The 16,455-nt window shown below is 40.3% G+C and carries 12 protein-coding genes; 8 read left to right on the forward strand and 4 right to left on the reverse strand.

Going from position 1 to position 16,455, the window contains the following annotated elements; genetic code table 11:
- Both guaA and guaB read right to left on the reverse strand, forming a co-directional pair.
- On the reverse strand, positions 1 to 1,084 hold a 1,084-nt coding region (gene guaA / locus QMF79_RS03755; protein ID WP_281772828.1), incomplete at its 3' end, for a glutamine-hydrolyzing GMP synthase.
- A gap of 109 nt (positions 1,085 to 1,193) precedes the next feature.
- Positions 1,194 to 2,660, reverse strand: coding sequence for an IMP dehydrogenase (gene guaB / locus QMF79_RS03760; protein ID WP_281772829.1), 1,467 nt, complete (start codon positions 2,658 to 2,660; stop codon positions 1,194 to 1,196).
- A gap of 271 nt (positions 2,661 to 2,931) precedes the next feature.
- Between guaB and rlmE the strand changes: the two genes are divergently transcribed.
- The 5 genes from rlmE (at position 2,932) to tsf (ending at position 9,418) form a co-directional block, all read left to right on the forward strand.
- The gene (gene rlmE / locus QMF79_RS03765; protein ID WP_281772830.1) at positions 2,932 to 3,558 is read left to right on the forward strand and encodes a 23S rRNA (uridine(2552)-2'-O)-methyltransferase RlmE; all 627 of its coding nucleotides are present in this window, start codon (positions 2,932 to 2,934) and stop codon (positions 3,556 to 3,558) included.
- Positions 3,559 to 3,605: 47 nt separating this feature from the next.
- On the forward strand, positions 3,606 to 5,537 hold the full coding sequence (gene ftsH, locus QMF79_RS03770; RefSeq protein ID WP_281772831.1) for an ATP-dependent zinc metalloprotease FtsH: 1,932 nt from the start codon (positions 3,606 to 3,608) through the stop codon (positions 5,535 to 5,537).
- Between the two features lie 168 nt (positions 5,538 to 5,705).
- Positions 5,706 to 7,484: an ABC transporter ATP-binding protein/permease gene (locus tag QMF79_RS03775; protein WP_281772832.1), complete on the forward strand. Its 1,779-nt coding sequence runs from the start codon at positions 5,706 to 5,708 to the stop codon at positions 7,482 to 7,484.
- Positions 7,485 to 7,744: 260 nt separating this feature from the next.
- Entirely contained in the window at positions 7,745 to 8,461 is a 717-nt protein-coding gene (gene rpsB, locus QMF79_RS03780) for a 30S ribosomal protein S2 (protein WP_005706354.1), read from the forward strand.
- Between the two features lie 105 nt (positions 8,462 to 8,566).
- On the forward strand, positions 8,567 to 9,418 hold the full coding sequence (gene tsf, locus QMF79_RS03785; RefSeq protein ID WP_281772833.1) for a translation elongation factor Ts: 852 nt from the start codon (positions 8,567 to 8,569) through the stop codon (positions 9,416 to 9,418).
- 50 nt (positions 9,419 to 9,468) lie between these two features.
- Here the strand turns inward: tsf and cmoA are convergent, their stop codons facing one another.
- Both cmoA and QMF79_RS03795 read right to left on the reverse strand, forming a co-directional pair.
- Positions 9,469 to 10,191, reverse strand: a complete 723-nt coding sequence (gene cmoA / locus QMF79_RS03790) for a carboxy-S-adenosyl-L-methionine synthase CmoA (RefSeq protein ID WP_119222826.1) — start codon at positions 10,189 to 10,191, stop codon at positions 9,469 to 9,471.
- Positions 10,192 to 10,205: 14 nt separating this feature from the next.
- Positions 10,206 to 10,994 (reverse strand): alpha/beta fold hydrolase, encoded by a 789-nt coding sequence (locus tag QMF79_RS03795; protein WP_281772834.1) that lies wholly within the window; start codon positions 10,992 to 10,994, stop codon positions 10,206 to 10,208.
- A 114-nt stretch (positions 10,995 to 11,108) separates the two neighbouring features.
- On the opposite strand from QMF79_RS03795, the gene seqA reads away from it, so the two are divergent.
- Genes seqA through mscK form a run of 3 tightly spaced genes read left to right on the forward strand, consistent with a single transcriptional unit; the run spans position 11,109 to position 16,450 of the window.
- Positions 11,109 to 11,672, forward strand: a complete 564-nt coding sequence (gene seqA, locus QMF79_RS03800; protein ID WP_281772835.1) for a replication initiation negative regulator SeqA — start codon at positions 11,109 to 11,111, stop codon at positions 11,670 to 11,672.
- A gap of 6 nt (positions 11,673 to 11,678) precedes the next feature.
- A complete protein-coding gene (gene menE / locus QMF79_RS03805) occupies positions 11,679 to 13,133 on the forward strand; it encodes an o-succinylbenzoate--CoA ligase (protein WP_281772836.1) in 1,455 nt (484 codons plus the stop codon).
- Entirely contained in the window at positions 13,130 to 16,450 is a 3,321-nt protein-coding gene (gene mscK, locus QMF79_RS03810; RefSeq protein WP_281772837.1) for a mechanosensitive channel MscK, read from the forward strand. The genes menE and mscK overlap by 4 nt, the downstream gene beginning before the upstream one ends.
- The last annotated feature ends 5 nt before the right edge of the window (positions 16,451 to 16,455 follow it).

A 16,455-nucleotide genomic window follows, 5' to 3' on the forward strand; every position in this document is an offset into this window, starting at 1 on the left:
AGCCACCTACGTTGTGGTGTGATTTAATCACATGTGCTTTACCGGTTTTGCTTGCGGCAGATTCGATCACGTCAGGGTAGATTGTACCTTGTGCCAACCATTTGACATTAGTGAGTTTTTTCGATTCATCATCGAATACATCTACGAATACTTTACCGATAATTTTACGTTTCGCTTCAGGATCCGATACACCTGCAAGTTCACCTAAGAAACGACTTTCCGCATCAACACGGGTAATGTTCAAGCCGAATTTATCGCCAAACATTTCCATGACTTGATCGCCTTCGTGTAAGCGGAGTAAACCGTTATCTACGAATACGCAGTGTAGATTTTTACCGATGGCACGATGTAAAAGTAATGCAACCACAGAAGAGTCTACACCACCAGATAAACCTAAAATCACTTCATCATTGCCCACTTGCTCTTTAATGCGAGCAACGGCATCTTCGATAATGTTTTCTGCTGTCCATTTGGTTTCGCAACCACAGATGTTTACTACGAAGTTGGTTAATAATTCCAAGCCTTTTTTAGTATGCGTTACTTCAGGGTGGAACTGCACACCGTAGAAACGACGGCTTTCGTCTGACATTGCTGCGATAGGGCAGGTTAGCGTTGTGCCAGTTACTTTGAAGTTTTCTGGTAAGCGCGTTACCTTATCGCCGTGGCTCATCCAAACGTCTAATTTTGGCTCAGAAGCGGTTAAATTATCGTTAAGATTTGCAAAAAGTGCGGTGGAATTTTCAAGAGAAACGGAAGCATAGCCGAACTCTCTGTGATCAGACGTTTCGGTTAAGCCGCCAAGTTGCATCGCCATAGTTTGCATTCCATAGCAAACGCCTAATACTGGTACACCAGCATTAAATACATATTCAGGTGCACGCGGGCTATTTTCTTCAGTTGTGCTTTCAGGACCGCCAGAAAGAATGATACCCGTTGGAGCAAATTCACGGATTTGTTGTTCGGTTACATCCCAAGCCCAAAGTTCGCAGTACACACCGATTTCACGCACACGACGTGCAATCAGTTGAGTATATTGTGAACCGAAGTCGAGGATCAGGATTTTGTGATTGTGGATATTTGTCATTTATAATGCTCTTATTATTGATAGTGTAAGCGGTTTATATTATTTAAAACTTTGCAAAAACCAACCGCACTTTAAACAGCAAAAGGCAGGCTAAAGCCCACCTTAAAGATTAGCCCATACGATAGTTCGGTGCTTCTTTAGTAATAGCAACATCATGAACGTGGCTTTCTTTAATGCCTGCACCGCTAATGCGAACAAATTCTGCTTTGGTGCGTAGTTCATCAATCGTTGCACAGCCAGTTAAGCCCATACAGGAACGTAAGCCACCCATTTGTTGGTGGATGATTTCTTTTAAGTAACCTTTGTATGGAATACGGCCTTCGATACCTTCTGGTACGAGTTTGTCTGCAGCGTTATCAGATTGGAAGTAACGGTCTGATGATCCTTTCGCCATCGCACCTAATGAACCCATACCACGGTAAGATTTAAATGCACGACCTTGATAAAGTTCGATTTCACCCGGTGCTTCTTCAGTACCGGCAAACATTGAACCAACCATTACACAGCTCGCACCTGCTGCAATAGCTTTTGCAATATCACCAGAGAAACGGATACCACCGTCAGCGATAACTGGAATGCCACGATCTTTTAATGCCGCAGCGGCATCTGCGATAGCAGTGATTTGTGGAACACCTACACCGGTCACGATACGAGTAGTACAAATAGAACCTGGTCCGATACCTACTTTCACTGCGCTTGCGCCTGCATCTGCTAATGCGATTGCGCCTTCAGCCGTTGCTACGTTACCCGCAACGATAGGCAAGTTTGGATATTTTGCGCGAGTTTCGCGAACACGTTGTAATACGCCTTCGGAGTGACCGTGAGAAGAGTCGATTAACAATACATCTACGCCCGCTTTTACTAATGCGTCGATACGTTCTTCGTTACCTGGGCCTGCACCCACTGCCGCTCCGACACGTAAACGACCGAATTCATCTTTACATGCATTCGGTTTTTGTTCCGCTTTTTGGAAGTCTTTAACGGTGATCATGCCTTTTAATTTGAAAGCATCGTCAACAACAAGCACTTTTTCTACGCGGTTTTGGTGCATTAATTCTAAAATTGTTTCACGGCTTGCACCTTCTTTTACGGTGACTAAGTCTTCTTTTTTCGTCATTAATTGTGAAACAGTTTTACTTAAATCTTTTACGAAACGCGTGTCACGACCAGTAATGATACCGATTAAGTTATTTTCGCCATCTACAACAGGGTAGCCCGCGAAGCCGTTTTTCTTCACCAGTTCTGCTAATTCTGCAAGGGATAAATCAGGTGAAACGGTGACAGGTTCAGACACGATACCGCTCTCAAATTTTTTCACTTTACGTACGCGATCTGCTTGGCGTTCAATGGTCATATTTTTGTGGATAAAACCGATACCGCCTTCTTGTGCTAAAGAGATTGCCAATTTGGTTTCTGTTACGGTATCCATCGCCGCAGAAAGCATTGGGATATTTAAGCGAATTTCTTTAGTGAGTTGAGTGGAAAGGTTGGCAGTGTTTGGAAGAATGGTAGAGTGTGCAGGGACGAGTAGAACATCATCGAAGGTAAGGGCTTCTTGTTTGATTCGTAAAGACATTTGCAATAGTTCCTTAATAAAATAAAAATTGTGCCAGAAATTATTGCGGGCGAATTATACAGGGCTTTTCTGCTCCTGTAAATCATAAAAATGCAGAATTAAGCAATCGTTTGCCGGTTCTCAAGTGCTTAGGGAAAATGCGTAGAAAAATTGTTTAAAGAATGTAATAACTATTAAAGAAATCAGTTTATTTACTTGAATAGCGATAAATAGTCCTTATTATGGTACACTAAGAAATTAACAGACAGCGTTTTATAGAGAATAAGGCAGAATGGGAAGAAAACGTAGTGCCAGCTCGTCACGTTGGTTGGCGGAGCACTTTAAAGATCAATTCGTGCAGAAGGCACATAAGCAGAAACTACGCTCTCGGGCGTATTTCAAATTAGATGAAATCCAAAAAACAGACCGCTTGTTTAAACCAGGAATGACCGTGGTGGATTTAGGTGCAGCACCAGGCGGGTGGTCTCAATACGCTGTCACGCAGATTGGCGGAAAAGGGCGTATTATTGCCTGTGATATTTTAGATATGAATCCAATTGTTGGAGTAGATTTCTTACAAGGTGATTTCCGTGAAGAGAGCGTGTTAAATGCACTGCTTGAGCGTGTAGGTGATGATATGGTGAATGTGGTAATGTCGGATATGGCACCGAATTTCAGCGGGATGCCGTCGGTTGATATTCCACGTGCAATGTATTTAGTGGAATTAGCGTTAGATATGTGCCGTCAAGTATTGGCACCAAAAGGCAGTTTTGTGGTCAAAGTATTCCAAGGTGAAGGCTTTGACGAGTATTTGCGTGAAATTCGAGCGATGTTTAGCAGTGTGAAAGTCCGGAAACCAGAGGCTTCGCGTGATCGTTCACGAGAAGTTTATATTGTGGCGACGGGCTATAAAGGCTAATCTTCATTTTTTATTTTTCTAGTTATTTCTAGTGTAGGGGCTTAATCTTGAACGATTTTGTGAAAAATATCATCCTTTGGGTAGTGGTTGCGATTGTGTTGATGACTGCCTTTGAAGGTTTCAATTCAAACTTTGGTAACAATGCCAATAATTCGGTGGCATATTCGACTTTCTTAAATGATATTCGTACGAATACATTAAAAGATGTAGATATGACGAGCAACAGTGAAACAATTAACGTGACCAAAAAAGATGGTACGAAATATCAAACTGTGATGCCGATGTATGACCGTGATTTGTTAGCTGATTTATCGAAAACAGATGCAACGGTAACAGGTCAGCCAGAAGAACGCCGCGGATTATTAACGCAAATCTTAATTTCGTGGTTCCCGATGTTGCTTTTAATTGGCTTCTATGCGTTCTATATGCGTCAAATGCAAGGCGGTGGCGGAAAAGGGGCATTTAGCTTTGGTAAGAGCAAGGCGAAAATGCTGACTGCAGATCAAGTTAAAACCACTTTTGCAGATGTTGCTGGTTGTGATGAAGCGAAAGAAGAAGTAGGCGAAGTGGTTGATTTCTTACGCGATCCAAGCAAATTCCAAAAATTGGGCGGGCGCATTCCAAAAGGGATCTTGATGGTTGGCCCACCTGGAACAGGTAAAACCTTGCTAGCGAAAGCGATTGCGGGCGAAGCCAAGGTGCCCTTCTTTACAATGGCTGGTTCCGACTTTGTGGAAATGTTTGTCGGGGTAGGTGCTTCTCGTGTACGTGATCTTTTCGAGCAAGCGAAGAAAAACGCCCCTTGTATCATCTTTATTGATGAAATTGATGCGGTAGGTCGTAAGCGTGGTGGTGCAGGCTTCAGCGGTGGGCACGATGAACGCGAACAAACCTTAAACCAAATGTTAGTGGAAATGGACGGTTTTGAAGGTTCTGAAGGCGTGATTATTATCGCGGCAACTAACCGTGCTGATGTATTAGATGACGCATTAACCCGTCCAGGTCGTTTCGACCGCCAGGTAACCGTTGATTTGCCAAACGTGAAAGGGCGTGAGCAAATTTTGCAAGTTCACTTGAAAAAAGTACCGCTTGCAGAGGGTGTTGATGCAATGCAAATTGCGCGTGGTACACCTGGTTATTCGGGTGCACAATTAGCGAACTTAGTAAACGAAGCTGCGTTATTTGCCGCACGTAAAAATCGCCGAGTAGTAACGGTGGAAGATTTCGAGCAAGCCCGTGATAAAATCAATATGGGGCCTGAACGTCGTTCTAATACGATGACAGAAAAAGAGATCATCAACACCGCATACCACGAAGCAGGGCACGTTATCGTAGGTTACTTAATGCCAGAACACGATCCGCTTAATAAAGTGACTATTGTTCCACGTGGTCAAGCATTAGGCTTTGCCCAATTTTTGCCAGAAGGCGACCGCGTAAGTGAAACGTTCACCAAATTAGAAAGCCAACTTTCTACCTTATTTGCTGGTCGTATTGCGGAAGGCTTGATTTTTGGTGAAGATAAAATTACTACAGGGGCTTCGTCTGATATTCATCGTGCCACTCAGATTGCACGTGCGATGGTGACTCAATGGGGCTTTTCGAAAGAGCTTGGTCCAATTTTCTATCAAAATGAAGATGGCATGGGTGCAATCAAAGGTGTTTCTCAAGATTCACAAAAATTGATTGATACCGAAATGCGTAAAATCATTGATCGTAACTATAACCGTGCGAAACAGACGTTAGAAGACAATATCGATATTTTACACGCAATGAAAGATGCGTTATTGAAATATGAAACGCTTGATCGCAAACAGATTGATGACTTAATGGCACGCCGTCCAGTGGGAGAGCCGTCTGGTTGGAATGATAAACCAACACAAGATCCATCACACAATAATAAAGCAGAAACGGCAGAAAAACCTATTCGAACAGATTTAGAAATCGATCCAAAAGAAGGTGATATGGCGGATAATTCATAATTCTTCTTTACATTTCGTAAGCCAGAAATAGTGATATTTCTGGCTTACTTTTTGCCTATATGTTGGTCGCTTTTGGGGTTATAATTGACAATTGCATTTTACTCGATAAAATAAAGTGCTCGTAATTGTGAATTATTCGCAATTCCGTTCTTTTATTTAGGAAGCAGAATGAATTGGCAAATAGAATTAAATAACAGCTTTTCTTGGTTAATGAGTGCGTTGGTTTTCCTTTTAGTTGGATTATCCATCGCACTCTCTTTTTTGCGTAAAACGGACTTTGGCAAACAATTTTGGCGAGTAGCACAGCCAGCTTGGGCGGTAAGTCATAAAGGGAAAACCTTAGGGCTGATTATTTTGCTCTTGCTTTTTGTACTGCTAGAAGTACGAATTAGCGTGCTAAATACCTATTTCTACAACGGCTTGTATAAATCATTGCAAGACAAAGCGGTCGATGCGTTCTGGTTTTTTGCGGGTATTAACGCCTTACTTGTGTTGGTTAAAATTACGCATTCCATCGTGAATTATCTGATCACGCAAGCCTTTGAAATTAAATGGCTTGAAAAATTGAATGCAGAAATGCTAAATCGTTGGCTCGATCATAAAAATTACTATCTACTTCGTTACCAGAAAGATCTGCCCGACAATATCGATCAGCGTATCGAACAAGACGCCTCAGCATTTATTTCGGGCACGGTTTCAGCGGTAAAAGGCGTGCTCAATGCGATTGTTGCGACCATTGAATTTACCATTATTTTGTGGGGGTTGTCAGGGTTGCTAATGCTGTTTGGCTTGGAAATTCCGAAAGGTGTTGTCTTTTTTATCTATATTTTTATTCTTGTTGCAACTGCACTTTCGGTTTGGATTGGTCGTCCGCTTATTCGTTTAAACTTTAATAAAGAGAAGTTACAAGGAGATTATCGTTATTCGCTTATTCGCGTGCGTGAAAATGCGGAAAGTATTGCGTTTTATTCTGGCGAAGAGAAAGAGAGAAAGCACTTGCACGAGCGATTTAATTTCATTATTCAAAATCGCTGGGAGATTGTACGAAGAATGTTAGGGTTAGACGGCTTTAACACAGGGGTGACTCAAACAGCGATGATTTTACCGTTAATGTTACAAGCACCTCGATTTTTTGCTGGGCAGGCAACACTTGGTGATATGCATCAAACTGTGCAATCTTTTAACCGTTTGATGCGTGCCCTGTCGTTCTTCCGTTTGTTTTATGAAGAATTTACGCTCTATCAGGCAAGACTAAACCGTCTGTACGGTTTCTTTACTACACTTGATCATTTGGATAGCCTTCCTAGTCAGCCAACTTATCCTTGCACAAAAGGGTTTTACTTACGTGACTTTGGAATCAAGGATGCAAGCGGTCAAATTTTGCTTTCAAATATCAATATTGAATTGCAGGCAGGCGATGCGTTGTTAATCCAAGGGGCTTCTGGTGCAGGGAAAACAACTTTGTTAAAAGCCTTAGCGGGAATTTATCCATTTGAGACTTTTGGTGTGGCAGAGCAGGCTTGTTTAAATAAACCGCTGTTTTTACCGCAACGCCCTTATATGCCAGAGGGAACATTGCGTGAGGCAATTTGTTATCCAAATTTAAAGGTCTCTGATTTTGAAATTCGTCAGGCAATGGAAGTCTGTTCATTGGATAAATATACTAATTCATTAGATGTGGATATGGATTGGCAAGCTACGCTATCACCAGGGGAGTTACAACGTGTTGCTTTTGTCCGTATTGTGTTGGCAAAACCGCAACTGATTTTCTTAGATGAAACGACATCAGCATTAGATGAACCAACGGAGGCAATGTTATATCTCACAATTAAACATTGGTTGCCAGAGAGTATTATTATCAGCGTGGGGCATCGGTGCACGCTTCAGCAGTTCCATAATAAGCAGATAACCTTAGGCAAACCACGCTTTGAATGTGCGTATAGCTAATTTATTTGCAAGCGGTTAAATTTTTTTGACCGCTTGCAAATTGTGCTAGATTCTCGCCATTTTTTTTGACATAATACACCCCGTTTTTTGTCTATTTTAGATAGAAAACAGAACTTATTTTTCAACACAAAAACACACATCTATCATCAAACTAGAAATTGGGGTGCTACTTTGTGGTCGGTTTTCTAGGATAGATGGAGGCTAAACCCCGTCTTGTCTTTCATAAGTGGCAAGGCAAACAACTTTAAAGGAAAATTCTTATGGCACAAGTTTCTATGCGCGATATGCTTAACGCAGGCGTTCACTATGGTCACCAAACTCGTTACTGGAATCCAAAAATGAAACCATTCATTTTCGGTGCTCGTAATGGTGTTCATATCGTAAACCTTGAAAAAACATTACCATTATTCAACGAAGCATTAGCAGAATTAACTCGCATTGCAAGCAATAACGGTAAAGTATTATTCGTAGGTACAAAACGTGCAGCGTCTGAAGCAGTTAAAGCAGCAGCAGTAGATTGCCAACAATTCTACGTAAACCACCGTTGGTTAGGTGGTATGTTGACTAACTGGAAAACAGTACGTCAATCAATCAAACGTTTAAAAGATTTAGAAGCTCAAACTCAAGACGGTACTTTTGATAAAATCACTAAAAAAGAAGCGTTAATGCGTACTCGTGAGTTAGAAAAATTAGAGTTAAGCTTAGGTGGTATCAAAAACATGAACGGCTTACCAGATGCGATCTTCGTAATCGGTGCTGACCATGAACACATCGCTATCAAAGAAGCAAACAACTTAGGTATCCCTGTATTTGCTATCGTTGATACTAACTCTACACCAGATGGCGTAAACTACATCATCCCAGGTAACGATGACGCAACTCGTGCGATCCAGCTTTACTTAGATTCAGCAGTAGCTGCAATCAAAGAAGGCAAAGGGTCAAATGTTGAAGCTGAATTAGCAGCAGACGCAGAATAATCGTTATTTTGAAATAAGGCATAGCCCTTAAATCATCTGAGAGCAGGGGCTGAAAAGTAATCCCTGCTTTCTCTTATCTAAAATTCATTTCTGAGGAATAGTAAAATGGCTGAGATCACAGCATCATTAGTAAAAGAACTTCGCGAACGTACTGGCGCAGGTATGATGGAATGTAAAAAAGCGTTAGTTGAAGCGAACGGTGATATCGAATTAGCGATCGACAACATGCGTAAATCTGGTCAAGCTAAAGCAGCTAAAAAAGCAGGTAACACTGCGGCTGAAGGCGTTATCTTAGCACGCGTTACTAACGGTTTCGGTGTTTTAGTTGAAATGAACTGCCAAACTGACTTCGTAGCAAAAGATGCAGGTTTCGTAGGTTTAGCGAACGAAGTTGCAGACTACGCAGTAGCAAACAAAGGTATCTCAATCGAAGAATTAGCAGCGAAATTTGAAGAACAACGTGTTGCATTAGTAGCTAAAATCGGTGAAAATATGACTATCCGTCGCGTTCAATTCTTAGATGGTCAAGTAATTGCTCAATACTTACACGGTGCGAAAATCGGTGTATTAGTTTCTGGTGAAGGTTCTGAAGAAGAATTGCGTAAAGTAGCAATGCACGTTGCAGCATCTAAACCTGAATTCGTAAACCCAGAAGACGTTTCAGCAGATGTGGTTGAACACGAACGTCAAATCCAAATCGATATCGCAATCAACTCAGGTAAACCAAAAGAAATCGCTGAGAAAATGGTTGAAGGTCGTATGAAGAAATTCACAGGTGAAGTTTCATTAACTGGTCAAGCATTCGTAATGGATCCTTCACAAACTGTAGGTGACTACTTAAAATCAGTGAATACTAAAGTTACTAACTTCATTCGTTTAGAAGTAGGTGAAGGTATTGAGAAGAAAGAAGAAGATTTCGCAGCAGAAGTAGCGAAAATCACTGGCGGTAACGCTTAATTCTTTCTCTTATGAGAACTAAAAAGCAGGCTTTATGCCTGCTTTTTCGCTTATTTGATGGCAACCATCGAACCAAAATTAAAGCATTGGAACCAGAGTTCAATTTGGCTAAAGCCTGCTTCTTGTAATCGTTTTTTGTGAGTTTCAATACTATCGGTGAGCATTACATTTTCCAGTGCAGTGCGTTTTTGGCTCACTTCTAACTCGCTATAGCCATTTGCACGTTTGAAGGTATGGTGCAAATCAATCAGCAATTCATTCATTGTTTCATTTTCAAAGGTAAATTTCTCCGAAAGCACCAAAATTCCATTTGGATTTAAACCTTGGTGGATCTTTTTCAATAAAGCTAAACGATCAGCACGAGGTAAAAATTGCAGAGTAAAATTGAGTACAACCATTGAAGCATTTTTAATTTCTACTTGACGAATATCATCACATAAAATTTCAACGGGTACATTAGAGTGATAGGCATTGATATGAGCTCGACAGCGTTCTACCATTGCAGGTGAGTTATCAATTCCAATGATTTGTGCTTGCTTGCCTTGAATATTTCGACGGATAGATAAAATCCCAGCTCCGCGAGAGCAGCCTAAATCATAAATATTAGAATGGTCGGTCACAAAACGTTGAGTCAACATTCCAATTGCGGTAATGATATTGGAATAGCCAGGTACGGAGCGTTGGATCATATCAGGGAAAACTTCTGCCACTGCTTCATCAAAAGTAAAATCGCCCAATTTTTCAATTGGTGCGGAAAAAATCGTATCTTTCATATTGTTCCTATTTTCTATGAGTTTTTTTCTAAAAATTTCTGGATTGCACGCACAACTGTTTCAGGTTTTTCAGCGTGCACCCAATGATGGGCATTTGCAACGACAAAAGAGACTGCTTTCGGGAATTGAGCTAAAATTGTTTCCGTATCTTTTGATTGGATATAATCGGAAGCCCCACCTTTAATAAAGAGCGTTGGTTTGTCAAAATAGACCGCTTGCCAATCCATAATGTTGAGATAATTCGCTTTAATACTTGTAAGATTAAAGCGGAAATAGTCAGGCTTTTGCGGGTCAAAGGCTTTCAGCATAAATTGTTGTTCGCCTTCATCTTTTACAAACTGACTGAGCACTTTTTTTGCCTCTTGTCGGTTGGCAGGTTTTGCTTCTTTTACTGCAAATAAACCTGCAAAATTAGCATCGTGGCGATGCGTTGGGTTCTTTGTGGGAGCAATATCAATTATCACCAATCTATCGACTAATGCAGGAGCGATATTGGCAAGTGTCATTGCTGTTTTGCCACCCATTGAATGCCCGATCACAATCACATTGGATAAGTGTAATTCAATTAGTAAGTTTTTAAGATCTTCAGCCATCAACGTGTAATTCATTTCATCTACGTGAAATGATACACCATGATTACGAAGATCTACGCGTAAAATATTAAATTGGTCGGCAAAATTGCGAGCAATAATACCAAGATTATTCATATCGCCAAACAAGCCGTGTAAAAACACCATTGTTTGGGCATTTGGGGCTTCGGTGGCAGGTTGGAGTTGATAATTTAAAAGTAAATTTTTATTCATAAGTTATTCTTTTCACTAAATTTGAGCGATTTTTATCTACAAAAAGATCCTGAACTTGATTATAATGCAAAACAATATTCGCTCAGTAAAATTCAAGTAAATTAAGGGGATAAGATGAAAAACATCGAAATTGATGATGAATTATATCATTACATTGCGAGCAGAACACAATCAATTGGCGAAAGTGCTTCAGATATTTTGCGTCGTCTATTACGTTTACCTTCATCACCTCAACCATTTGCTCTAGTTCAGCAAAATGTGATCGATGAATTAAAAGCAACATCGAAGCCAAAAGTAAAACCTAATGAGGGAGTTGATACTAAAGAGCAACATTTTCAAAAGATTGAGAACGTATTGGTTTCAGAAATTTTTAATCAACCATCGAAAGGTGTGGTGCGTTTTTTAACATTGCTTGAGGCTTTATATCAACACAATCCTAATGCTTTTGCTAAAGCGACGGAAATGGTAACAGGAAATTCAAGAACCTATTTTGCTAAAGATGAAGCATCATTATTAGCACACGGAAATAGCGTAAAAGCGAAACAAATTCCAAGCTCGCCATTTTGGGTGGTGACTAATAACAACACTAGTCGCAAAGGTTTAATTGTAACCAATGTGATGAGAGAAATGGGGTTGCCTAAAAAATTGATTAAACGCGTGCAAGGCTTATTTGTTTAAACTACTATGGTGAAATCTTCGTGTTTTTTGACTGCTTGCTGGGGGAATAACGCAGGTAGTAAAGCAAATGATAAGGTGAATGTGGAACAACGCACCGCTATTGTTTGGGAAAAAGGGGAAAGCCGCTTTTTCCCTTTTTTGCCTGAGCAAATTTGTTGGCAAGACTTTCACCATCTTATGGCTCAAGTGGCTAATTTTCTCTCTTCGCTGCCTTCTTTTTCACAAGCTCAATTGATTGGCTATCAAGGTTCACATCGTTTAATAGGTTTGCTCAGTTATTGTGCGGTGATAGCATTAAATAAAAAGATCTTAATGCTTAATCCTGCATTTTCATCAGAAAAAACAACGCAACTTTGCGAGCAATATAGCACTCAGTTTTTGATTACCGATCAGCTTTTTACAAATTTTGATGAAAATCTTACCGCTTGTGAATTGCCTACTTTAGATTATGCCTCTCCTGCTACTTTAACGCTCACTTCTGGCTCATCAGGTTCGCCAAAAGCCGTGGTGCATAGCATCAAAAACCATCTAGCGAATGCGGAAGGTGTGTGTGAATTACTTGATTTTAAACAAGGCGATAGCTGGTTACTGAGTTTGCCGTTGTTTCACGTTTCAGGGCAGGGGATTGTGTGGCGTTGGCTTTCACAAGGGGCAACGCTCTATGTGAATGAAGATAAAGCAGATTTTTTTAAGCTACTTTCTCAAGTTTCGCACGCCTCCCTTGTGCCTACTCAACTGCAACGTTATTTGGCATCAGAGGAACTTCACAAACGGTCTAAAAAACAAACTATTTTGCTAGGCGGTGCTTCTATTCCAGCGGAATTAGTCCAACAAGCGAAAGAGCAGGGCATTACCACTTTCTCAGGCTATGGAATGACTGAGATGGCGTCCACTATTTGCACCGTGAAAGATGAGTTAGATAATGTTGGTAAACCATTAGCTGGACGGGAAATTCGTTTGGTGGAAAATGAAATTTGGGTGAAAGGTAATTGTTTAGCTCTTGGTTATTGGCAAAAAAATGGCGAAATTCGACCGCTTACGAATGAACAAGGTTGGTTGCAAACGAAAGATCTTGGTTGTTGGAATGAGCAAGGTCATTTGATTGTTAAAGGTCGATTGGACAATATGTTTATTTCGGGTGGGGAGAATATTCAGCCTGAAGAGGTAGAAAAAGTGTTGTTTGCTTCAGGTTTACTCAGGCAGATTTTTATTGTACCGATTGCAGATGTTGAGTTTGGCGAACGCCCTGTGGCGGTGGTGGATTTGCTCGAACCATTCTCAACACAAGCGGTCGAAAAACTACAAAATTTTGCGACACAGCATTTAGAAAGATTTAAACATCCTATTTGCTACTTGCCGTTAGATGAAAATTTACAACAAGGTGGAATTAAAATTTCCAGACAAAAACTAAAAGCTGAGGTTGCCGTTAAACTAGGGCTCACCTGTAAGGATAATTTATGATGAAGAAATATTTTTTCGTTTTTGCTACGATGATTTTTGGCATCTCACTCGCACAAGCCGATTTACCGAGTGAAAAAGCATTGCAGGCACAGATTGCAACGTTGCAAAAAGCGGAGCAAACCAATGCAACGAAAGCAACATTAAAAACCTTGCAAGATACTCAATCGTTGTTGGCTCAAATTGCGAAGCAGAAAGTGGATAATGAAGCGTTAAATAGTGAGATTGAACATTCCAAAGCGAGTCTAAAAAAGAGCCAAGATAATCTTACCAAATTAAAAAATAGTACGGTGACAGTGCCGTCATTTGAACATATTTCGCTAGATGATTTGCAGGGGTTGCTTTCAGCTAAGCAAGAGGCATTGAATAATTTACAAACAGAAATGGCATCGCTAAATGGAAAATTAGTCACCCAAAATGCAGTGCCTGATAAAGCACAAGCTGCTTTAAGCGACAATGTCACGCGCAAACAAGCGGTCAATTCTGCCTTATTAGATGCAAACATAAGTGATGAGCAAAAAGTGAATTTAACCACAGAATTGGCGTTGTTAGATTTACAAAATAGCTACAATCAAACTTTACTGCGAGGCAATGAAGATCTTTCGGCACTCTATAATAGTCAGTTGGAAGAGAAAAAATTACAACAGCAACAATTGCAAAATGAACTTGCTGCTATTCAGCAAGCGATTAGTGAAAAATTGATGCAGGCATCTAAAGTCAAAGTAGAGCAAGCAACGCAAACGCTTGAAAAAAATGTGAATGCGGAGAGCAATCCTGTGATTGTTCGTGCATTGGATTTTAATGCCAAAATGTCACAAGAATTGCTTGATCAAACCACCAAAATGAATGAGCTTTCGCAAGAAAATTTGCGTATTAAAGGTGTGTTGGATAACTTAGAGCAAACACAACGTAATTTGGATGAGCAGATTAGTTCTTTGCAAGGCTCGCTTGTGCTTTCGCGTATTATCAATAAGCAGCGTGCGGTTTTGCCACAAGATGAGATGATCAAAGGTTTGGCAGAACGCATTAATGAACTCCGTGTGAATATTTTTGATATGACTGAGTTCAAAGATAAAATTGCGGATCCTAAAAGTTATATTGCGAAGCTCGAAAAAGAGGAGAAAAACACTTTTACAGATGCTGAAAAGAAACAGCTAACGGAGATTTTATCAGCTCGTACGAAAACTTTTGTGGAATTGATTAAATCGATGAATACTCAGTTGAATTTGGCGATCAACATTGAACTGACACAGAAACAGGTACAAACCATCAGCGATGAGTTGCAACAAAAATTGCAACAGCAAAGCTTTTGGGTAAAAAGTAATAATGCGATTGATTTTGCGTGGTTTGCGAAATTAGGTGCAACACTTGGATTTCAGTTAGAAGAGATTGGCAAACAGTTCGATTTTTCAAATTGGCGTGACAATGTGATTCCTGCCACGCTCTTAATTGGTAGTTTATTGTTGCTCATTGGTTTGATTTTGCGTCAAAAAGAGAACATTAAACGCCAATTAACCGAGATCAATAACAGAATGAAATCGGTAGAAACCGATAGCCAATGGAATACACCTAAAGCGATTCTTTTAACCACGATTTTATGCTTGCCAAGCACCTTTATGTTTTTAATGGTGTTTATTTTGGTGACTTACATCTGTTTCCAAGACCCACTTCCAATTTGGCCGTGGGGTTTGAAAATGGCAGGATATTGGTTCTGCTTTGCGTTTATGATGGCAATTTTGCGTCCGCACGGCATTGGTTATCAGCATTTTGATATGCCACAAAAAAGTAATGAGTTGTTCTATAATATTCTAAAACGCTCCGTTTGGGTGATTGGATTATTGCTGAATACTTCTATTTTTGCCAATGTGGAAACAGGCATTACATATGATGTGTTAGGCGAAATTATGACCATAACTGTTCTAGTGATGACCGTCTTTATTATCGCACCGGGATTTAGAAAAGCGATTTCAACGTATCAAAACACAGCAGAGGATATTCATGCACCCAAAGGGGCATTAAGTTTTGTGCGTTTGGTCTTGTTACTGGCACCGATTGCATTGATCGTGTTGATTGTGATGGGTTATTACTACACATCATTGGTCATCATTGAACATCTGATTTCAACTTATTTTGCGGTAACCACTTGGATTATCATCCGCAATGTGTGCTACCGTGGCTTTACAGTTTCTTCCCGCCGTTTAGCACATCGCCGTTTGCTTGAGAAAAAAGAGTCTTTAGCGAAACAGGCAAGCAATGAGCAAGCACATAACTTCGGCGAAGAGGATGTACCATTTGAAATCAAAGCAGATGAAATGGCTGTGAGTGAGATCAAAAATCAGATGCTAAAAGTAACTGATTTTGTGCTCTGGGTTGGCTTATTTGCGGCGCTTTATTGGGTTTGGTCTGATCTTATTACCGTTGCATATTACTTAAAAGGCGTAACACTCTGGCAACAAAGTGTGACGACTGATGCAGGCGTGGTGATGGAGTCGATTACCTTGCTTAATCTATTGGTTGCACTAGTGATTATTGTGGTGACCTATGTGTTGATTAAGAACTTAAGTGGTTTGTTGGAAACTTTTGTTTTCCCACATCTTTCGCTTTCTCAAGGTACGCCTTATACCATCAGCACCTTATTAACCTATTTATTAGTGGTGTTAGGAGCGGCTTTTGCCTTTTCAACCTTGGGAATGTCGTGGTCTAAGCTACAATGGCTCTTTACGGCATTATCGGTTGGTTTGGGTTTCGGTATGCAAGAAATTTTTGGGAACTTTGTTTCAGGCATTATCATCTTATTTGAACGTCCTATTCGTGTTGGTGATATGATCACCATCGGTTCATTTAATGGAACAGTGTCGAAAATCCGTATTCGAGCAACTACTTTAATTGACAATGACAAAAAAGAAGTGATCGTGCCAAATAAAGCTTTTATTACTGAACGCGTGGTGAACTGGGCATTAACCAGTTCAATGACTCGTTTAGTGATTAGTATCGGTGTGGCATATGGCTCAGATTTAGAGTTAGTGAAGAAATTATTACTTCAAGCTGCCGAAGAAAATACCACAGTAGTTAAAGATCCTGCACCCATGGCATATTTCCTCTCATTTGGGGCAAGCACATTAGATCACGAGTTGCGTGTTTATGTGGGGCAATTAAGCGAACGTATTCGCACCATTGATCAACTCAACCGCCGTATTAACGAACTTTTCGAACAATACGGAATTGAGATTGCCTTTAATCAGTTGGATATTTTTATCAAAAATCAAAACACTAATGAAGAAGTGAAATGGGCAACGGAAGATTTAACCGCAAGAAATTAGGATAA

This window comes from Pseudohaemophilus parahaemolyticus, assembly GCF_938021905.1.
GTDB classification, from domain to species: Bacteria; Pseudomonadota; Gammaproteobacteria; order Enterobacterales; family Pasteurellaceae; genus Haemophilus_A; species Haemophilus_A parahaemolyticus_B.